Source organism: Algoriphagus confluentis, assembly GCF_036245625.1.
Taxonomy (GTDB): Bacteria; Bacteroidota; Bacteroidia; order Cytophagales; family Cyclobacteriaceae; genus Algoriphagus; species Algoriphagus confluentis.
Genome location: NZ_BTPD01000008.1, coordinates 36754 through 56642, shown reverse-complemented (window position 1 = coordinate 56642; position 19889 = coordinate 36754). Strand labels below are relative to the sequence as shown.

At 46.3% G+C, this 19889-nt stretch carries 17 protein-coding genes; 15 read left to right on the top strand and 2 right to left on the bottom strand.

Features of this window, described 5'->3' with window-relative positions; genetic code table 11:
* The first annotated feature begins 85 nt into the window (after nt 1-85).
* On the top strand, nt 86-1456 hold the full coding sequence (locus AAA943_RS13020) for an exopolysaccharide biosynthesis polyprenyl glycosylphosphotransferase (protein ID WP_338224695.1): 1371 nt from the start codon (nt 86-88) through the stop codon (nt 1454-1456).
* Nucleotides 1440-2378 carry a class I SAM-dependent methyltransferase gene (locus AAA943_RS13015; protein WP_338224693.1) on the top strand — a complete coding sequence of 313 codons (939 nt, stop codon included), beginning with the start codon at nt 1440-1442 and terminating at the stop codon, nt 2376-2378. The genes AAA943_RS13020 and AAA943_RS13015 overlap by 17 nt, the downstream gene beginning before the upstream one ends.
* Here AAA943_RS13015 and AAA943_RS13010 read toward each other — a convergent pair.
* Nucleotides 2368-3282, bottom strand: a complete 915-nt coding sequence (locus tag AAA943_RS13010) for a universal stress protein (protein WP_338224692.1) — start codon at nt 3280-3282, stop codon at nt 2368-2370. The two genes, AAA943_RS13015 and AAA943_RS13010, sit on opposite strands and share 11 nt — an antisense overlap.
* Nucleotides 3283-3384: 102 nt before the next feature.
* Here AAA943_RS13010 and AAA943_RS13005 point away from each other — a divergent pair, with 102 nt between their 5' ends.
* Both AAA943_RS13005 and crtD read left to right on the top strand, forming a co-directional pair.
* Complete coding sequence (locus tag AAA943_RS13005) at nt 3385-3966, top strand: 2'-5' RNA ligase family protein (protein ID WP_338224691.1); 582 nt, start codon at nt 3385-3387, stop codon at nt 3964-3966.
* Between the two features lie 380 nt (nt 3967-4346).
* Entirely contained in the window at nt 4347-5828 is a 1482-nt protein-coding gene (gene crtD, locus AAA943_RS13000; protein ID WP_338224690.1) for a 1-hydroxycarotenoid 3,4-desaturase CrtD, read from the top strand.
* Nucleotides 5829-5841: 13 nt separating this feature from the next.
* Here crtD and AAA943_RS12995 read toward each other — a convergent pair whose 3' ends face one another.
* The gene (locus tag AAA943_RS12995; RefSeq protein ID WP_338224689.1) at nt 5842-6342 is read right to left on the bottom strand and encodes a regulatory protein RecX; all 501 of its coding nucleotides are present in this window, start codon (nt 6340-6342) and stop codon (nt 5842-5844) included.
* A 68-nt stretch (nt 6343-6410) separates the two neighbouring features.
* On the opposite strand from AAA943_RS12995, the gene tpiA reads away from it, so the two are divergent.
* The 11 genes from tpiA (at nt 6411) to AAA943_RS12940 (ending at nt 19809) form a co-directional block, all read left to right on the top strand.
* On the top strand, nt 6411-7172 hold the full coding sequence (gene tpiA / locus AAA943_RS12990) for a triose-phosphate isomerase (RefSeq protein WP_338224688.1): 762 nt from the start codon (nt 6411-6413) through the stop codon (nt 7170-7172).
* Between the two features lie 80 nt (nt 7173-7252).
* Nucleotides 7253-8083: a 50S ribosomal protein L11 methyltransferase gene (prmA, locus tag AAA943_RS12985; RefSeq protein ID WP_338224918.1), complete on the top strand. Its 831-nt coding sequence runs from the start codon at nt 7253-7255 to the stop codon at nt 8081-8083.
* Nucleotides 8084-8136: 53 nt separating this feature from the next.
* The gene (locus AAA943_RS12980; RefSeq protein ID WP_338220450.1) at nt 8137-8343 is read left to right on the top strand and encodes a hypothetical protein; all 207 of its coding nucleotides are present in this window, start codon (nt 8137-8139) and stop codon (nt 8341-8343) included.
* An 89-nt stretch (nt 8344-8432) separates the two neighbouring features.
* Nucleotides 8433-10157: a single-stranded-DNA-specific exonuclease RecJ gene (recJ, locus tag AAA943_RS12975; protein ID WP_338224687.1), complete on the top strand. Its 1725-nt coding sequence runs from the start codon at nt 8433-8435 to the stop codon at nt 10155-10157.
* Between the two features lies 1 nt (nt 10158).
* On the top strand, nt 10159-10896 hold the full coding sequence (gene lptB / locus AAA943_RS12970) for an LPS export ABC transporter ATP-binding protein (RefSeq protein ID WP_338224686.1): 738 nt from the start codon (nt 10159-10161) through the stop codon (nt 10894-10896).
* Entirely contained in the window at nt 10896-12419 is a 1524-nt protein-coding gene (locus AAA943_RS12965) for a GH3 auxin-responsive promoter family protein (RefSeq protein WP_338224685.1), read from the top strand. The genes lptB and AAA943_RS12965 overlap by 1 nt, the downstream gene beginning before the upstream one ends.
* Before the next feature lie 325 nt (nt 12420-12744).
* Nucleotides 12745-13686, top strand: coding sequence for a lytic transglycosylase domain-containing protein (locus AAA943_RS12960; protein ID WP_338224684.1), 942 nt, complete (start codon nt 12745-12747; stop codon nt 13684-13686).
* 31 nt (nt 13687-13717) lie between these two features.
* Nucleotides 13718-14989, top strand: coding sequence for a M24 family metallopeptidase (locus AAA943_RS12955; RefSeq protein ID WP_338224683.1), 1272 nt, complete (start codon nt 13718-13720; stop codon nt 14987-14989).
* Nucleotides 14990-15091: 102 nt separating this feature from the next.
* A complete protein-coding gene (gene uvrA, locus AAA943_RS12950) occupies nt 15092-17929 on the top strand; it encodes an excinuclease ABC subunit UvrA (protein WP_338224682.1) in 2838 nt (945 codons plus the stop codon).
* A 77-nt stretch (nt 17930-18006) separates the two neighbouring features.
* The gene (locus AAA943_RS12945) at nt 18007-19059 is read left to right on the top strand and encodes a sensor histidine kinase (protein WP_338224681.1); all 1053 of its coding nucleotides are present in this window, start codon (nt 18007-18009) and stop codon (nt 19057-19059) included.
* Nucleotides 19060-19074: 15 nt separating this feature from the next.
* On the top strand, nt 19075-19809 hold the full coding sequence (locus AAA943_RS12940; RefSeq protein ID WP_338224680.1) for a LytR/AlgR family response regulator transcription factor: 735 nt from the start codon (nt 19075-19077) through the stop codon (nt 19807-19809).
* Nucleotides 19810-19889 lie beyond the last annotated feature (80 nt).

Sequence of the window (19889 nt, the reverse complement as noted above, 5' to 3'; positions counted from 1 at the left end):
TTCTTAATTTTAGGTCGCAAAGCCAAAAATGGCATAGAATTTTAACGGATTTGCGAATAAGCCCATTTAGGAATCACCAATTTTTATGAAGAGAAGATTCGATATCTATTTTCCATGGTTATTTACACTAACCGATTTTTTAGTAGTTCTTTTTACCCTTTGGCTCGCGGATTTTCTCCTCGAAAAGCTGGGTATTTTGAATGAAATAGCCTTTTTTGCCTATCTGCCTCTTGCGGGTGCCTGGCTGCTGATCTCTGTTTTGCGAAAGGATTACAAGATCGGGAGGACTGAAGATTATGACCACACCCTGAGCAATCTGGGAATTACCTTGTTTTGGTTTTTGGCCGTCATGGCGATTCTTTGGACCCCACTGGAGCTGGAAGAAAACAGATGGCTTCAGATGCTGGGTTTTGGCAGTTTGCTCCTCATTTTCATGGGGTCATTCCGGGTAGGTACACACATGGCCCTAAGGGTCTATCGGATTCAGGGCAAAAACTACCGAAATGCGGTCATCGTCGGAAAAGGCGGGACAAGTCCGAGATTGGCAGATGTCTTTAGAATCAGGAAGGATTTTGGCATCAATTTCCTGGGTTATTTTGATGATCTGGCGGATTGTAATCAGACCCGAGGGGGTATTTCCACTTTCTTTGAACAGGCTCCAAGACTGGATTTGGATTTGATTTACATTCACGAGCACCTAGAACCGGGGTTGGTAAAGAAGGTCATTGACTTTGCAGATGAGAATTACATCAAGGTGAAAATGATCCCGGGCGGAAGCTTGCAGCTGGAGAAAAATCTTTCTTTTTCCCGATATGGAGACTTTTTTGTCATCAATGTCAATGATATACCTCTTGATCATCCCATCAATAGCCTGGCCAAGCGGGCTTTTGACCTGATGTTTGCCAGCTTGGTTACCCTCTTTATCCTCTCTTGGTTGATCCCTCTTGTAGGAATTTTAATCAAAATGGAATCGAAAGGGCCGATTTTCTTCATTCAGAAAAGGAATGGCGTGAATAATCGGGTTTTCAATTGTCTGAAGTTTCGGTCCATGACTCCCAATGACTATGCGGATACCCAGCAAGCTACCAAAAATGACCCCAGAGTCACCCGGATCGGAGCATTTCTCAGAAATACCTCTTTGGATGAAATGCCGCAGTTTCTCAACGTACTGAGCGGAGATATGTCTATCGTGGGTCCTAGGCCTCATACCATTCCGATGAATGAGACCTTCAAAACCCAAATCGAGCGATACAATTCCCGCCATAAAATCCGCCCGGGAATAACCGGTCTCGCCCAAGTAAGGGGATATCGTGGAGAAATCGAGAATCCGCACCAAATCCGCTCCAGAGTGAGGCTGGACTACTTTTATATCAACAACTGGTCTTTTCTATTGGATATGGAAATCATGGTCAAGACCGTTTATGAATTGATTTTCAACCGTGAAAACGCCTATTGATCAGAACCAAGTAGGGTGCAGGTTTTGCGGTAGCAAGGATCAAAAGGAATTCGTGGCCCAGGAGCGAATGTTTCGACTTCCCGGGTCTTTTCTTTATCAGGAATGCCTTACCTGCGGATCCATCCAGCTAAAGAAGTCCCCGGAGAATTTGGGGAGCTTTTACCCCGAGCAGTATTATTCATTCCTTGACCTCCAAGCTTCCCCAAATTGGAAAAAGGTGCTCAAGAAAATCCGGTTGAAAATCTTCCTTGCAGCCGGGATTTTGTCTCCGTCCTATGGGTACTGGTTAGGTAAAGTGCATCGGCGCTTTGACCAAAAAATCGCCGATATCGGGTGTGGAAATGGTCAATTGCTTTACGAACTTCATGCCTCCGGCTATACCAATTTGTCGGGTTTTGACCCTTTCATTCCAGAAAATAAACGTCTGGACGAGGGCATCCACCTGTATAAAATGAGTTTTGATCAGGCAGAAGGATTGTATGATCTGATCATGATGCACCATTCCTTTGAGCATTTGGAGGATCCCCGTCAGGTTTTGTCCACTTGCTTTGAAAAGCTCAATCCGGGAGGGCAGCTTCTGATCCGTTGTCCGGTGGCAGATGCTGAAGTTTGGAAAGAAAAACGGGAATATTGGGTACAACTCGACGCTCCCCGGCACTTGATTATCCCGTCTGTTTCGGGTTTGGGTATTTTGGCTGACCAAACGGGGTTTACCCTGGAAGAGGTGGAGTTTGATTCGGACGCTTTTCAATTTTGGGGTACCGAAGCCTACGAACGGAATCAGCCCCTGGATCCCCAACAAATCCTCCCTGTCTATACTTCCAAAGAGCTAAAGGAAATGAAACAAAAAGCCCTCCTGTTCAATCAGGAGGGCAAAGGAGATCAGGCTTGTTTTTACTTGACCAAGCCGATTAAATCTTAAATAGAGCATCAAAAAAGCCCATGGTTTCACCCTTTTTCTTGAAAATCAGCATGGGAAGATACTTATTGTTATGGATGACTTTTTCTGCCGTGCTTCCCAGCAGGATTGCTGCTGAGGAGGTTCGGCCTCTCGATCCCAGCAAAATAAGGTCAGCATCCACCGATTTGGCAAATTCGGAGATCTGTACTCCGATATTTTTTCCATCATTCAGCAGCATCTGACATTCAGCAGCCGGGTTTTCGTGTTTGGAAATAAATTTCCGGTAATCATTTTTTGCATTTCCTTTCATGATTTCGGCAAATTCCTCGAAGGTTTTGCCTGTCTTGGAATACCCCACCGGTACATCATAGATATGGAGTGGGATAAGCTCTGCATCGAGGTCTTTGGCGATCCTTTCTCCGAATTCGTAAATCATATGATTGTGTGAAGAGAAGTCGGTCAATAGAATGATTTTTTTGGGAAACTTCACCGGGCGCTTTTCCTGCAGGAGTAAAATAGAACAAGGAGCCTTTTTTGCCACACCGTCAGCCAAAACTCCATGGCCGGCCAGTTCTTCCTTGCGTCCCATGATGATCAGATCCACATCCTTCAGCTTTGCCCAGCGCAAAAAAGTGTCCAATGGATGACTTCCCTCTTCCACAAAGATTTCCGTATCCACAGAGGTAGGGAAATGGTACTCCTTCAGTTTCAAAGCGATCATTGCTTCGATGGACTCATCCGTGGGTGCAATCAAGTCAGGGTACTGATTGAGGATTTCTTGAGGGATTTCCAGGTTTTTTGCAACGTGAATAAAGTAGCATTTTTCAATACCAAGAAACTCAACCAAGGCGGCTACTTTTTTGATCAGGATGTCGTCCATTTCAGTAAGATCGAGGCCGATCATCACCTTAGGAAAATACTTCATAGTAAATTGGGTTAATTGCCTTAAGTTAAAGGATTGATTGGGGAAATAGAACAGTTTTTTTGATTTAGGTTTGAATCTCCTATTTGAGGTAACTTAGCAGGGATGAAAAAGAAGGAAAAGTATTTTTTGGCACTTATGCCGCCTAAAGAAATATTGGAAAAGGCGGAATCCATCAAATCTGAGATTCGGGATCAATTCAATGTGAAGTATGCGCTCAAGTCTCCGGCACATATTACGCTGAAAATGCCCTTTTCCTACAATGAAGCCAAGGAGGAAGTCTTGATAGAACAGCTCAACAGGTTTTCTTTGCGATTTAAGCCCTTCAAGGTTGAGTTGGGGAAGGTACAGACTTTTGGAAAAAGGGTGGTGTTTTTGAGTGTGAAGCTATCTGCACCCTTACTTCTTCTCCAGTCTGCATTGAAGAGTTTTTGTAAAAAAGAACTTCATCTCGTCGATGAGCTGAGTGACCGGAATTACCATCCCCACATGACTTTGGCTTTCAAGGATCTCAAGGACTCAAAATTCAAAGCCGTTTTGGAATTGGCGAAAGCCCGGGAATTTGAAGCAGAATTTCTTGCCGGAGGATTTTTTCTTCTCAAAAAGGCAGAAGGAAAATGGAAGGTTTACCTGGAAATTCCATTTTCAGAAGCTAGCCTTGCTAACTCCGGTGCAACCGATACCTAATCCAAAGGGTTTTGGACCTCTCGGTGTAGCAAATCCGGGCTAGTAGGGACGGCTTTCTTGGCAGTCCATGAGCTCCTTTTTTTGACTCCTTGGCTGAAAGAATTTGTCAAAGTCCTTAAAAGCAGAACAGAATGAAGGTTTTATAGGAAAAATTCGCTTTTCCATCAGGAAAAAAGTCCCGAAGAGATACGTATTTATCTGGGGGTACCGTTGACTGGTGCCGGTCTTCCGGTGTCGATTACCCGAAAGACTTATCCCTCCTAATTTATGTACTGGCTTGATTACGGATAATCAGATAATTTTAAACAATCTTGAGAAATTGACTCTTTGAACGTTGAAAGAAACTTTCTTTGATCTAGAACCAACTCATCCTAGCATTCATGCCAGCTAAAGCTGTTATCGTCGGCTCCGGAATAGCCGGAATAGCCTCATCCATCCGATTGGCTTCCAAGGGCTATCAGGTCGAGGTCTTCGAAGCCAATTCCTATCCGGGAGGAAAACTTTCCGAAATCCAACTCCAAGCGTATCGCTTCGATGCAGGTCCTTCTCTTTTTACTCTTCCCGAGCAGGTGGAAGAACTGTTTCTATTAGCGGGAAAAGATCCCAAGGAGTACTTTGAATACCAAAAGCTCGATGTAGCCTGCCACTATTTTTGGGAGGATGGAAAGAAGGTGAAGGCTTGGTCGGATCTGGATCGATTTGCTGAGGAAGTGGAGACGCGCCTAGGCGAGTCCGGCGCTCATGTCCGGCAGGCTCTCCGGAGATCGGCCTACATCTACGATCATCTCGCTCCTTTATTTATGCACAGCTCTCTCCACAAGCTGGGTACTTGGACCGGCCCTCAGGCCCTCAAGTCCTATCTGAGAATGGGCAAACTGGGTATTTTTTCGACTATGAACAAGGCTAATGAGGAGCTTTTTTCCAGTCCAAAAATGGTGCAGCTTTTCAATCGCTACGCTACCTACAACGGCTCCGATCCGTATCAGACACCCGCCACGCTGAATATCATTCCCCACTTGGAGTTCAATATCGGAGCATTTTTTCCAAAAAAGGGAATGCATGACATCACCCTTAGTCTGTTTAAGTTGGCTCAAAGCATGGGAGTCAAGTTTCATTTCAACTCTCCGGTGGAAGAAATCCTGGTCGAAAACGGAAAATCCACCGGCATTCGAGTAAATCAGCAAAAGATCCCGGCGGATCTGGTGGTCAACAATATGGACATGGTCAATGCCTACAAGACCATTCTGAAAAAACAAAAGCAACCCAAAAAGCTCCTGGAACAGCCCAAATCCAGCTCGGCTTTGATTTTCTACTGGGGAATCAAGAAGGTATTTCCCCAACTGGACCTGCACAACATCCTCTTTTCGGAAGATTACAAGCGGGAGTTTGAGCATATATTCAAGCTGGGCAGCATCTATGAGGACCCCACTGTCTATATCAACATCACTTCTGTATACAAGCCGGACGACGCCCCGCCGGGATGCATGAACTGGTTTACCATGATCAATGTGCCCAACAATCAAGGACAGGATTGGGATCAACTCATCGCTGATGCCCGAAAGTCCATCATTCAAAAAATCAACCGGATACTGAAGACCGACTTGGAGCCGCTTATCGAAGTAGAGGAAATTCTCGAGCCACGCACCATCGAGCTCAAAACTTCCTCAGCCAACGGAGCGCTTTACGGCAACAGTTCCAACAATCGCTTTGCGGCTTTTCTTCGCCACGCCAATTATTCTTCCGAGATCAAAAACCTCTATTTCTGTGGAGGAAGTGTCCATCCCGGTGGAGGGATTCCGCTTTCCTTGCTATCGGCAAAGATTATGAGCGAGATGATCCCGACAGCTGACAGTAAGCAGTAGTCGGAATTACTGCCTACTGCAAACTGCCCACTGCTTCCTGAACCAAATCCTGTTCAAATCCCCTGCTCATTAGGTACTGGATGACTTTGAAGCGTTTTTTGTAGAGGTCTTTTTCCAGGGTGGACTCCCATTTCTTCTCCGTTTGGGTCAAAAGGGTATCGTAGTATTCCTCCGGATCGATTTCTTCTAACCCGGCACGGATGGAAGCTTGGCTGATTTTTCGCATACGCAATTCCTGCTGAATCCGGTTTTTTCCCCACTTTTTCAGGCGGAATTTTCCCCGGGCAAAAGACCGGGCAAAGCGCTCCTCGTCCAGATACCCCTCCTGATTCAAAAAATCGAGCAAGTCCTCAATATCTTTTTCCGGTATTCCTTTTTCGAAAAGTTTTCTCCTTACATCCCAGGCACAGCGCTCCTGATAAGCACAGAAATTTTGGATTTTTTCTTTGGCTTCTTGTACTGACCAATAATTTTTTGGGGTCTGATAGTCGTTATTTTTTCCCCAGCTGGACATTTTTGGTAATTTTGGTTGAAAATACTCCTGCTTACTCTTTTTTCAAACCAAATAAATTTTAGCCTACCATGAGAAAGAAAATCGTTGCCGGCAATTGGAAAATGAATCTGACCTACGATGAGGGTCAAAAACTCACCTCCGAGATTGTCAATATGTATAAAGATGAATCCATCAAGGATGTCATCGCTGTACTCAATCCGCCATTTCCGCACCTTTTACCTGTAAAAAAATTGATCGGGGATACTCCAGGAATCTTTTTGGGAGCCCAAAACTGTTCAGACAAGGAATCAGGAGCCTTCACCGGGGAGGTTTCGGCAAAAATATTGGCCTCTTTCGGAGCAAGCTATGTCATTTTGGGCCACTCAGAGCGGAGAGAATACTTCAAGGAATCCAATGACTTGCTCACTGCCAAAGTGAAGCAGGCTTTGGCCAATGGACTGACGCCGATTTTCTGCTGTGGAGAATCCTTGGAAATCCGAATGGCAGGCACCCACGAGGCTAATGTTAAATTCCAGCTGACCGAAAGTCTTTTTGACCTTTCTCCGGAGGATTTTTCAAAAGTAGTCATCGCCTATGAGCCCATTTGGGCTATTGGTACCGGAAAAACAGCCACTGCAGATCAGGCTCAGGAAATGCATTCGGCCCTGAGAAGACATATTGCCAGCAAATACGGGAAAGACATCGCCAATGCTACCTCGATCCTTTATGGAGGTAGTGCCAATCCGGGAAATGCCAAGGAGCTCTTTTCCAAGCCGGATGTGGACGGTGGACTGATCGGTGGAGCTTCCCTCAAGTCCAGAGACTTTATCGAAATCATCAAGTCATTCTAATCCATTCCCTCGGGAAAAATTAAAATTAGGTCTGTGTTTCCGCAGACCTTTTCTTTGTGTCCTCATTGAACCTAATCGCTATGGAGTACTTGGAGTTTAAAATCAACTGCCTGGAAGAATTCAGGGAAATACTGATCGCTGAGCTATCTGAGATCGGTTTTGACTCTTTTTTAGAAACAGACGATGGGATTGATGCCTATATTCCCGAGGATGGCTTCGATAGGCAATCCTTCAATGCCCTGATAGATAGGTATCGGGACGCTGCCCAAATTCAGCTCACCGAGGGCAAAATGCCTAAAGTCAACTGGAATGAGGAGTGGGAGAAAAACTACGATCCCATTGCTGTGGGAGACTTGGTGTATTTGCGGGCATCTTTTCATCCTTCTCAGTCGGGCTATCGACATGAGATTGTGATCAATCCGAAGATGTCCTTTGGCACCGGCCATCATGCCACGACCTTTCAGATGCTCAAGCATCAGGGAGAACTAGACCATAAGGGCAAGCGAGTCTTGGATGTAGGCTCCGGAACAGGGATTTTGGCTATTATGGCCCATCTCCTTGGGGCTGCTGAGGTTCAGGCTTTTGATATCGATGATTGGTGCGTGGATAATGGCAATGAAAACTTTGACCTCAATGGCTTGCGGACCCGAATGGGGCTAGGCACGATCAGGCAGGTCAATCCCCAAGGACCCTTTGATATTGTCTTGGCCAATATCAATAAAAACGTGCTTCTGGATGAAATGGAAATCTATGCTACACTCCTCAAGCCGGAAGGGTATCTCCTGTTGAGTGGATTTTACGCTGAGGATGTGGAGGATTTGGTGGATTTGGGGAAAAAGCTCGGGCTTAATTGGGTCAAAACTTCTACCCGTGAAAACTGGGCTGCACTTATTCTCAGGAAAAGCAGCTAAGCTTTCTTTGCAAAGGCCGGTGGATTTCCGGGTTTTCAGACAATCGAATTGCTATGAACGAACTTCTGATTTATTCCATATTGTTTCTCATCGTGATCGCTCATGCGGTAGCGGCTTTCCGGATGTATCGGGAAGTAAATGCAGATACGGGCTTGAGTTTTCATGAAAAAAACAACTGGAAGCTCAAGGCATTGATTTCTCCCTTGCTTTTTCTGTCATACTATCGTCAGGATAAAAGGCGACGAAATCGGGGAGAATAGAAACTTTTTGGTCCGAATGTTCGCTTATACCCTATCTTCCCTCTGTAGTTTTGAGGGGCTCATCTCAATTACTTTTGTAATTTTATCTCATGGAGTACGTCTGGAAACAAAAACCCAAAGCCTCTCAGTCAGCCATCGAAAAGCTCGGAAAAGAGATCAATGTGAATCCTATTCTGGCCAATATGCTGATCAACAGAGGTGTGGAGACATTTGATCAGGCTAAGGATTACTTTCGTCCCAATCTCAGTCAGCTCCACTCTCCCTTTCTCATGCAGGACATGGACAAGGCTGTGGACCGAATCCATCAGGCGATCCAAAGTGAAGAGAAAATTCTGGTTTACGGGGATTATGACGTAGACGGCACCACAGCTGTGGCTTTGATGTATAGTTTTTTGAAAGGGATCTACACCGATGTAGATTTTTACATCCCGGATCGATATAAAGAAGGCTATGGGATTTCGGAAAAGGGCGTCCGGTTCGCTGCAGAAAGTGGGTTTACACTCGTGATTGCCTTGGATTGCGGAATCAAAGCCATCGACAAGGTGGCCTTAGCTTCTGAATTGGGAGTGGATTTTATCATCTGCGACCACCATACACCTGGCGAAACGCTTCCTGCAGCCATCGCCGTTTTAGATTCCAAAAGAGAAGACTGTGCCTACCCGTACAAGGAGCTCAGTGGCTGTGGAGTAGGTTTCAAATTGATTCAGGCCTATGCCAAATCCCATGGGATAGAAGAGTCTAGGCTGTACCCCTATTTGGATTTGGTGGCTGTAAGCATCGCAGCGGACATCGTTCCGATTACCGGAGAAAACCGGATTTTGGCCTTTTTTGGATTAGATCGAATCAATAACAATCCAAGACCGGGATTGAAGGCGCTGATCATTCAGGCCAAAGTGGAAAAGGAAATCCAAATTTCGGATATCGTTTTCAAAATAGGGCCTAGAATCAATGCTTCCGGAAGACTGGAACATGCCCAGGCTTCGGTGGAGTTGTTGATTTCTTCCAATCTGGACGAAGCCATCGAGCGGGCCAAGCTGGTCGATGAGGTGAATGCCACCCGGAGGAATTTTGACGAAAATATCACCAAGGAAGCCTTTGAAATGCTCGCTGAGCGGGAAATGCAAGCCGAGTGGAATTCTACCGTGCTGTTCAAAGAGGACTGGCACAAAGGGGTAATTGGAATCGTGGCCAGCCGATGTATCGAAAAATACTATCGTCCCACCATCATTCTGACCGAGTCGAACAATAAAGCTACCGGAAGTGCACGTTCGGTGGTGGATTTTGATATATACGAAGCCATCGCGGAATGCGCCGACCTCTTGGATCAGTTTGGAGGGCATAAATATGCCGCAGGACTGACACTGAGTGTGGATAAAGTGCCTGCTTTCCAGGCCAAGTTTGAGCAAGTAGTCAAAAGCCGGATTGAAGCCATTCACCTCAAGCCGGTGATTGAAGTGGACGACGAGCTGATATTAGATCAGATCAATTACCGGTTTTACAATATTTTGAAGCAGATGGCGCCTTTTGGCCCCGGCAATACCGAGCCGGTCTTCCGGATCAGCAATGTGTATGCAGAAGATGTCACTGTATTGAAAGACAAGCACTTGAGATTTAAAATCGTTCAGGACGGGCAGTTGACCACTCCGGTCTGCTTGGGGTTTGGGATGGCCGACCGGGCCAAAGATCCGGATCTGACTACGGTGAATATGCTTCGGGGAAGGATGCGTTTTGATATTTTGGCAGAAATCCGGGAAAACTTCTTCCGGGACAAAAGCAGTTTGCAACTTTACATTAAAGACATCAAATTCGATTGATATGAAGCTTCTTGCCGAACACCTCGTGAAAATATACAAAGGCCGTCGTGTGGTCAACGACATCTCAGTCGAAGTAGAACAGGGAGAGATCGTGGGACTCCTAGGTCCAAATGGAGCCGGAAAAACCACCTCCTTTTATATGATCGTAGGTCTGATCCAGCCCAACGAAGGGAAGATTTTTTTGGAAAAGGAAGAGATAACTTCCTTGCCCATGTATAAGCGAGCCAAGCTTGGGATCGGATATCTGGCTCAGGAGGCTTCTGTATTCAGGAAGCTCTCCGTAGAAGAAAATATTTTGGCCGTTCTCGAAATGACCAAAATGCCCAAGGCTGAGCAAAAGGAAAAAGTGGAGATGCTTTTGGAGGAGTTCAGCCTTACCCATGTCCGGAAAAATCTGGGTATGGTGCTCTCCGGTGGAGAAAGGAGAAGAACTGAAATCGCCCGTGCCTTGGCCGTAGATCCCAAGTTCGTGCTCTTGGATGAACCTTTTGCGGGGGTGGATCCGATCGCTGTAGAAGAAATCCAGACCATAGTAGCCAAGCTAAAGACCAAAAATATAGGCATTTTGATCACCGACCACAATGTAAATGAAACCTTGTCCATCACTGACCGAGCCTATCTCATGTTTGAAGGCAGGCTGCTAAAAGCCGGAACAGCCGAAGAGCTCGCTGCCGATGAGCAGGTCAGAAAGGTTTACCTTGGAAGCCAATTTGAGCTGAAACGCAAAATTTTTAACTGATGGAGGTCCTCAATACGTTTATGACCTGGCTTTTCAAAGGCCGCTTGGTACAGATAGACCATTTCAAAAATAATCCCCAAGAAGTCCAAAAGGCTACATTTCGTGAACTCATCGAGGCAGGAATCAGGACAGAATTCGGGAAAAAATATGGGTTTGAAAAAATAAAGACCTACACCGATTTTTCTTCCCAAGTCCCGCTTTTTGACTACGAAAGCTTCAAGCCATTTATCGAAAAGACGATGAAAGGCCAGCAAAACGTAATCTGGAATACTGTTATCGAATGGTTTGCCAAGTCTTCAGGTACGACCTCTTCACGAAGCAAATACATCCCCATTTCCGAAGAAAGCCTGGAAGAGTGCCACTACAAAGGGGGTAAAGACATGGTTTCGCTCTACATTAGCAATCACCCGGATACGAAATTATTTACCGGAAAAAGTCTCTCCATTGGGGGTACTTTGGAGAAGAATCCATTGAATCCAGAGGGAACTGCCAGGGCAGGGGATGTTTCAGCAGTCATTATGCAAAACCTTCCCATTTGGGCACAATTTGCCCGCACTCCTTCCTTGGAGACGGCGCTGATGAGTGAATGGGAGGCCAAAATCGAGAAAATGGCCCGGGAGACAATGAACGAAAATGTCACTTCCATCGCAGGGGTCCCGACTTGGACCATTGTCTTGCTTCAGCGTATTCTTGAATTGAAAAAGGCAAAGCACATTCTGGAAGTGTGGCCAAATTTGGAGGTCTTTTTCCATGGTGCAGTGGCTTTTGGGCCTTATCGCGCGCTATTTAAAGAGCTAATTCCTTCCGAAAAAATGCGCTATATGGAGACCTATAATGCCTCTGAGGGGTTTTTTGGAGTTCAGGATCAGCCGGATTCGGATGAGCTACTCTTATTGCTGGATTACGGTATTTTTTATGAATTTATCCCGATGGAGGAGTGGGAAAATGAACATCCAAAGATTCTCCCACTGAAGGAGGTAGAGGTAGGAAAAAACTATGCACTAGTCATCTCCACCAATGGAGGGCTATGGCGATACAAAATCGGGGATACGGTCAAATTCACCTCTACAGGGCCTTATCGCTTCCGGATTTCCGGGCGGACTAAGCATTTTATCAATGCATTTGGAGAAGAAGTCATTGTGGAAAATGCCGAAAACGCCATTCAATTTGCCTGTGAAAAGACAGACTCCAGCATTACCAATTTTACCGCAGCTCCTGTTTACTTTGAAGGGATTGGCTCTAAAGGAGCGCACGAATGGGTGGTGGAATTCAAAAAATCTCCCGAAAATCTGGACGACTTCACCCGGATTCTGGATCAGCGACTTCGGGAAATCAACTCAGACTATGATGCCAAGCGGCATAAAGACCTTGCTTTGAAGCAACTGATCCTTCACTCCGCTTCACCCGGACTCTTTGAAGCTTGGTTGGGTAAAAAAGGAAAGTTGGGAGGACAGTATAAAGTGCCAAGGCTTTCCAACTCCAGAGAGTATTTGGATGAGATTTTGGAAATGATGAAGGGATAAAGGCTTGACGATAGCATCAGGATTGATTTAGGTTTTTAATTTAAAGTTTTCCGATTATCCGCAATCCTGCCAGTTACCGAATTTTATATGGTTTCACCTGGACTTTGCTCGGTGACCGTTTGTTTTCTCCCCTCCCATAATTAACTCCAAACCCAGAGGCCGAGCGAAGTCGAGGCCATTTTGATCTACTGGTATCATTGCGGATAATCATATAAAGTTTTTTGAACCAGGATAAAGACACCCGAATCAAGCCATTTGCATAAAGTTTTTGGGTATATTTTCGGAAGAAAATTACCTTGGTCATCTGACCCTTCCCAATATCTTCATGTCCCGTTTTCATCTTATTTCTTTATACACTTTTTGTGTTGCGGCTGTTTTTCTGTCTGCAATGGCTTATTGGTCCAATACACCCGAAGTCCCTTCTGTGGAATCCACTTTTCAGGAGCAACCACTTGTGCTTTATCCCTCTTCGAGTAGTCGGGATTCCATTCGTTTATTCGATTTGCCCAAGGAACTGAGCTTTGCCGGGGAGAAAGTTCCCCTGGAGGAGCCGGATGTACTGGAAAGACTGGAGCGGGAGATTTATGTGAATGCTTATTGGGAATCGAATATGATCCTACTGATGAAGCGATCCGGGAAGTATTTTCCCCAAATCGAAGCCATTTTGGAAAAGGCAGGCATTCCCGATGACTTCAAGTACTTGGCCTTGGCAGAAAGTGGGCTCATGAATGTGGTCTCTCCCGCCGGGGCAAGAGGATTTTGGCAGTTTATGGAAAGTACAGCCAAAGAGTATGGGCTGGAAGTGACGGGTGATGTGGATGAGCGCTACCATTTCGAAAAATCCACCCAAGCCGCCACTGAATACCTGAAAAAAGCTCATGCGAAATTTGGGGATTGGACGGCCGTGGCCGCTAGCTACAACATGGGTCAAAGTGGCTTTTCGCGTAGACAGGAAGAGCAGCTGCATTCCAGCTACTATGACCTCTACCTCAATGAGGAGACAAGTCGGTACCTTTTCCGGATTTTGGCATTTAAAGTGATTTTTGAGAATCCTGGCGAATTTGGTTTTCACCTGAAGGAAAAGGATTATTACCAAAACCCTGACTTGAAAACAGTCCGTGTGGATGAAGATATCAAAGACTTGGCTTCTTGGGCCAAAAGTCAGGGAAGCTCTTACAAACAACTCAAACTATACAACCCTTGGCTAAGAGATCGCAACCTGAATGTCCGAAAGGGCCGAGCCTATGACATTCAGCTCCCGAAATGATCTAGCCACTCTTTATTCCACCAATCCAATCATGAAAAGAAGAAACTTTATGCAAATCACCGCTTTGGGAGCTGGTACCTCCCTATTCACTGGCACTTCAGCTTGGGCTGGGAGTACTCTTTCGACTGAGTCCCAATTGGAAAAATTGACCTCCCGGGTAGAAGATATTCAGCCCATTTCTCTGGAAGAAAGGAAAAGTCGAATCGCTAAAGCCCAAAACTTGATGGGGCAAAACGGAATGGTGGCCATTGTTTTGGACTCGGGTACTTCCATGAATTACTTCACCGGGATGACTTGGGGCCAAAGTGAACGACCCATGGTCGTAGTGATTCCTGCCCGGGGAGAGGTGAGCTATATCTGTCCTAAGTTTGAGCAGGATCGACTAGAGGAGCGGATCACAATCGGTTCGGCGGTGTATCCTTGGGAAGAAGACGAAAGTCCCTATGAGCAGATCAAAAAAGCCATTTTGGACTCTGGAGCTCGCTCGGGCAAGATAGGGATCGAAGAGCGGGTCAGATTTTTTATTGCGGATGGGCTCCGGCAGGTAGCAGGAGGATTTGACTTGGTTAGTGCAGATCCGGTCACTATTCCTTGCCGGATTATCAAGTCTCCGACGGAGATTGCCCTCATGCAGCGGGCCACCGAGCTTACTATCGAGGCAATGAAGTTGGGCTTTTCCGCGCTGAAAGAGGGAGTAAGTCCTTCCGCTTTTTCGGCTGCAGTCGCTCAAGCTCATCAGAAAATGGGAGGAAGGCATGCCTTTGCCCTAGCCAATTTTGCCGAGGCCTCGGCTTTTCCTCATGGCACGACCAAGCCTCAGGTGTTGAAGGCTGGGGATGTGGTCTTGGTGGATTGTGGCTGCACGGTAGAGGGATACAATTCGGACATCAGCCGAACGCTCGTCTTTGGGGCAGAACCCACTTCCAGACAGCTGGAAATCTGGAATCTGGAAAAAGAAGCCCAAATGGCAGGGTATAAAGCTGCACAAATCGGGGCACCACTCGAAGCGGTGGATGCTGCTGCAAGAAAGGTGATTTCCGATGCGGGCTTTGGTCCGGATTATAAACTTCCCGGATTGCCTCATCGGACTGGACATGGGATTGGCATGGATGGGCACGAATGGGGAAATGCTGTCCGAGGCAATAAAACTATCCTGGAGCCCGGCATGTGTTTCAGCATCGAGCCAAACATTTCCATTGTAGGGGAGTTTGGGGTAAGACACGAGGATTGTGTGTATATGACCGAAAATGGACCGGTATGGTTCTCGCAGCCCAGCCCTTCCATAGATCAGCCATTTGCCTGAAATGTGCCTCCATGGCAGTATTCCATCTGGGAATAGTTGAATTTGGACCGGTCTTCCGCCCAAAAAATCGTAACTTCGCCGTTTGAAATTTTCCCTATTCCAATGAGTAAATCCCCTGCTGGAACCGAAGAGTTTATTGAAATTTTCGGAGCCAGAGAACATAATCTCAAAAATCTGGACATACGCATCCCCCGCAACAAGCTGGTTGTGGTGACCGGGCTATCCGGTAGCGGCAAAAGCTCTCTGGCTTTTGACACCATCTATGCAGAAGGGCAAAGAAGGTACATGGAAAGCTTTTCTGCCTATGCACGCTCATTTTTGGGGGGATTGGAGCGCCCGGATGTGGATAAGATCAACGGCCTGTCACCGGTCATTGCCATCGAGCAAAAGACCACCTCCAAAAATCCCCGGTCCACAGTAGGGACGGTGACTGAGATTTATGATTTTATGCGCTTGCTTTTTGCGAGAGCGGGAGAGGCGTATTCCTACCTTACAGGGAAAAAAATGATCCGGCAGACCGAGGATCAGATCATTGAGCAGCTTTTCTCCAAGTTTCAGGGGAAAAAATTATACATCCTCGCCCCCGTCGTCAAAGGCCGAAAGGGACACTATCGGGAGCTTTTCGAGCAAATCCGAAAAATGGGCTTTTCCAAAGTCAGGGTAGATGGGGTAGTCATGGAGTTGGTTCCGAAAATGCAGGTGGACCGATACAAAATTCACGATATCGAGATTGTAATTGACCGAATCGTAGCGGAGGAATCGGACCGGTTTCGAATCACCCAATCGCTCAAGTCTGCTCTTCAGCATGGCAAAGGGGTGATCATGATCCGTGAAGAAAACGGAGACATCCATCATTTTTCCAAGTATCTGATGGATCCCGAGACAGGATTGTCCTATGACGAACCGGCACCGAATACCTTTTCATTCAACTCCCCGTACGGAGCCTGCCCTACCTGCAATGGGCTTGGAATTACAGAAGAAATCACCCGGGAGAGTATCATCCCCGATCCCAATCTGAGTATTACCCGAGGAGGTATTGCTCCTTTGGGAGAGTATAGGGATATCTGGATATTTAAAAAGATTGAGGCCATCCTGAAGCATTACAAATGCTCCATGAGCACGCCCATTAAAAACCTTCCGGAAAAGGTCGTGGAGGTTTTGCTCTACGGGGACAAAGTCGAAGTAGCGGTAGACTCGGTAAAATATCCCGGGACCAAGTGGCACACCACATTCGAGGGGATTGTCAATTTCCTCCAGAAATACCAAGAAGGAAGTTCGGATAAAATTCAGGATTGGGTTTCCGAATTTACTATTACCCAGACTTGCCCTGACTGTGAAGGATACCGTCTGAAGAAGGAAGCACTGCACTTCAAAATCGATGAAAAGCATATCGGACAGCTGGCCATGATGGATATCGGTGGCTTATCCGATTGGTTTGTAGACTTGGAGAGCCGAATGACCGAAAAACAACAAATCATCGGAGTGGAGGTCTTGAAAGAAATTCGAAAAAGAATCGGATTCCTGATGGATATCGGGCTGGATTACCTTTCGCTCAATCGCCCGCTGAAGACCCTCTCCGGCGGAGAAGCCCAGCGGATTCGGCTGGCCACACAGATTGGAACTCAGTTGGTCGGAGTGCTTTACATTTTGGACGAACCAAGTATCGGCCTGCATCAGCGGGACAATGTCAAGCTGATCAAAGCTCTCCAAAGCCTGAGGGATTTGGGAAATTCCGTCCTGGTGGTAGAGCATGACAAGGACATGATGCTGGAATCGGACTTTGTCTTGGACATGGGGCCCGGCGCCGGCAGACATGGAGGGCATGTGGTAGCAGCAGGACACCCGGAGGATATTTTCAACAACGGCTCTGTGACTTCCCGATATCTCAGCGGAAAGTTGGGCATGGAGGTTCCCAAAAAAAGAAGACCCGGGAAAGGCCAGTTTCTTACCCTCAAAGGTGCCAGCGGAAACAATCTGAAAAAAGTCGATTTGGAGCTTCCATTGGGAACTTTGATTTTGATAACAGGAGTATCCGGAAGTGGGAAAAGCACCCTGATTCACGAGACCCTTTACCCCATTCTTAACAGGCAGTTTTATAACTCCAAAAAGGAGCCCATGCCTTATCAGAGCATAGAAGGATTGGATCATTTGGATAAAGTAATCGAGGTGGATCAAAGCCCGATCGGTCGGACCCCCCGCTCCAATCCGGCTACTTACACGGGTGTGTTTTCAGATATTCGAACGCTCTTTACTGAGCTTCCTGAGGCCAAAATCCGAGGCTATAAGCCGGGAAGATTCTCTTTCAATGTGAAAGGCGGGAGATGTGAGGACTGTGAAGGAGCCGGGATGAAACTGATCGAAATGGACTTTCTCCCGGATGTGCATATCCCTTGCGAAACCTGCAAAGGCAAGCGATATAACCGAGAGACTTTAGAGGTGAGGTTTAAAGGAAAATCCATCTCGGATGTACTGGATATGACTGTCGAGCAAGCAGTAGAGTTCTTTGCGAATCAGCCCAAGATCCTCCGAAAGATCAGGACGCTCAATGATGTCGGACTTGGGTACATCACTTTGGGACAGCACGCCACCACGCTTTCCGGAGGGGAGGCTCAGCGTGTCAAGTTAGCTACAGAGCTCTCCAAGAAGGATACCGGGAAGACCTTTTATATCCTCGATGAACCCACAACAGGCCTGCACTTTCAGGACATAGATTTACTCATGGGCGTGTTGCAGAAGTTGGTGGACAAGGGAAATACCGTCTTGGTCATCGAGCATAACCTGGACGTAATCAAAATGGCAGATTATGTAGTAGATCTGGGTCCCGAAGGAGGCAATGCCGGTGGGTCCATTGTAGTCAGTGGCACGCCGGAAAAAGTGGCAGCTCATCCCCAAAGCCATACCGGGAAATTTCTTGCCATGGAGCTCAATCGCTCAAATTGACGCCCAAATCAACCCACTCGCCCTTTTATCAAATTAAGATATGGGGAATTTTTGGGTGACCTATATTTGACCTTACTATGAACAGAGTCAGGCTGTACTGGATTTTGCAGATCATCGGTTGGGGAAGCTTCGCCTTTGTCAACATATTTTTTGCATCGCTTTCTCAGGGGATTTCCTCAGTTCAGCTTTGGGCATTTGTTTCCCTTGCATGTTTTTACCTACTGTCTACTCATGCCCTAAGGCATGTGGTGAAAACATACGAGTGGTTCAAGCTGGGAATTTTCCGGCTTTTGGTTCAGACTTTATTGGCCTTACTTTCATTGGCGGTAGTCAATGTGCTGGCGCAAATTCTGATCAACATTGCCTTTGGAACCCTGAATCCCGGAGAGGATTTTCGGGCTTTGGTGATTGTGGTCAACCTTTTTGTCAGCTTTCTCTATTACTCCTTTTGGTTTCTGCTTTACTTCCTATTTCACTTTTTGGACAATTACAACAACAGCCTGAAGTACGAGGCCAAAATCAATGAAATCCGGCTCAATCACCTGAAAAGTCAGCTCAACCCCCATTTTATATTCAATGCGTTGAACTCGGTGAGGGCTTTGGTGGACGAAGACCCTGAAAAAGCAAAGACAGCCATAACTCGTATTTCCAACATGCTCCGGTTTTCTCTAATGATGGACAAAAAGCAGGTGATTGACTTTGGGGATGAGTTGGAGACAGTCAAAGATTACCTGGCTTTGGAGTCTATCCGATTTGAGGAGAGGCTGGAAGTGGTCTACCTGATCGAAGATGAGGCCTATTCTTACAAGATTCCCCCCATGATGCTGCAGACTATTGTGGAGAACGCTATCAAGCATGGGATTTCTAATTTGGTCAAAGGGGGCCTGATCGAGATCAAATGCAGGGAAGGTCTCCAGGACGAATTGTATATTCAAGTGAAAAACAGCGGGTATCTGACCAACCAAAAGTCAAAAGAAAAGAAAAAAGAAGGGGGACATGGATTGGAAAATACCAAGCAGCGGCTGAAACTCCTCTACGGGGATAGGTCCAGTTTCCGGATCTTCAACTCGGGAAACCAATTTGTCATAACCGAAATCAAAATTCCGAAACAAAGAGTTACTTTAGAATAACGAAAGCCTATAATAATGAGAGCAATTGTAATTGATGACGAAAGATTGGCCAGAAAAGAGCTGATCACTCTGCTAAACCAACTCGAAACCGTTGAGGTAGTGGGTGAAGCAGTCAATGTGGATGATGCCAAAGAGAAAATCGAACAGCTTCAGCCGGATGTCCTTTTTTTGGATATCCAAATGCCTGAAAAGACGGGCTTTGATCTTTTGGAGGAGCTTGATCATGTACCTCATGTCATATTCACAACCGCATATGACGAATATGCACTCAAGGCTTTTCAGGTCAATGCTCTGGACTACCTCCTGAAGCCGATTGAGCCCAAGCGATTGGAGGAAGCGATCAACCGACTGATCGGAAAAATCGAAGGAGCTGCCAAAAATCAGGAAAACGGAGGGTACCAGAACAATAAAAAACTTACTCTCGATGATCAGGTTTTTGTCAAAGACGGAGACCGTTGCTGGTTTGTGAGACTTTCGAATGTGCGTCTTTTTGAATCAGACGGAAACTACATTAAAGTCTATTTCGACAATTTCAAGCCGATGATTCACAAATCCCTCAATGCCTTGGATGACAGGCTGGATGAGAAGTCATTCTTTAGGGCAAGCCGAAAACACATCATTAATTTGGGTTGGGTGGAAGCGATCGAGCCTTGGTTTAACGGAGGCTTGGTAGTGACTCTTCGTGGAGGAGACCGGATCGAAGTGAGCCGAAGACAGGCTGCTAGATTCAAAGAAATGATGAGTCTTTGATTTCATAGGCAAAAAAAAGCATTTGATTTTCGAAAGAAAATTTGGACATTAGTTTCACTAAAGGTGTTCACTTTTAGTTT

Bases quoted from the DNA above. Each gene is read 5' to 3' on its own strand.
- AAA943_RS13020 (WP_338224695.1), top strand. From the start codon at position 86: ATGAAGAGAAGATTCGATATCTATTTTCCATGGTTATTTACACTAACC.
- AAA943_RS12940 (WP_338224680.1), top strand. From the start codon at position 19,075: ATGAGAGCAATTGTAATTGATGACGAAAGATTGGCCAGAAAAGAGCTG.
- AAA943_RS12955 (WP_338224683.1), top strand. From the start codon at position 13,718: ATGAAAAGAAGAAACTTTATGCAAATCACCGCTTTGGGAGCTGGTACC.
- AAA943_RS13010 (WP_338224692.1), bottom strand. From the start codon at position 3,282: ATGAAGTATTTTCCTAAGGTGATGATCGGCCTCGATCTTACTGAAATG.
- recJ (WP_338224687.1), top strand. From the start codon at position 8,433: ATGGAGTACGTCTGGAAACAAAAACCCAAAGCCTCTCAGTCAGCCATC.
- AAA943_RS12945 (WP_338224681.1), top strand. From the start codon at position 18,007: ATGAACAGAGTCAGGCTGTACTGGATTTTGCAGATCATCGGTTGGGGA.
- lptB (WP_338224686.1), top strand. From the start codon at position 10,159: ATGAAGCTTCTTGCCGAACACCTCGTGAAAATATACAAAGGCCGTCGT.
- tpiA (WP_338224688.1), top strand. From the start codon at position 6,411: ATGAGAAAGAAAATCGTTGCCGGCAATTGGAAAATGAATCTGACCTAC.
- AAA943_RS12965 (WP_338224685.1), top strand. From the start codon at position 10,896: ATGGAGGTCCTCAATACGTTTATGACCTGGCTTTTCAAAGGCCGCTTG.
- AAA943_RS12980 (WP_338220450.1), top strand. From the start codon at position 8,137: ATGAACGAACTTCTGATTTATTCCATATTGTTTCTCATCGTGATCGCT.
- AAA943_RS12995 (WP_338224689.1), bottom strand. From the start codon at position 6,342: ATGTCCAGCTGGGGAAAAAATAACGACTATCAGACCCCAAAAAATTAT.
- AAA943_RS12960 (WP_338224684.1), top strand. From the start codon at position 12,745: ATGTCCCGTTTTCATCTTATTTCTTTATACACTTTTTGTGTTGCGGCT.
- prmA (WP_338224918.1), top strand. From the start codon at position 7,253: ATGGAGTACTTGGAGTTTAAAATCAACTGCCTGGAAGAATTCAGGGAA.
- AAA943_RS13005 (WP_338224691.1), top strand. From the start codon at position 3,385: ATGAAAAAGAAGGAAAAGTATTTTTTGGCACTTATGCCGCCTAAAGAA.
- uvrA (WP_338224682.1), top strand. From the start codon at position 15,092: ATGAGTAAATCCCCTGCTGGAACCGAAGAGTTTATTGAAATTTTCGGA.
- crtD (WP_338224690.1), top strand. From the start codon at position 4,347: ATGCCAGCTAAAGCTGTTATCGTCGGCTCCGGAATAGCCGGAATAGCC.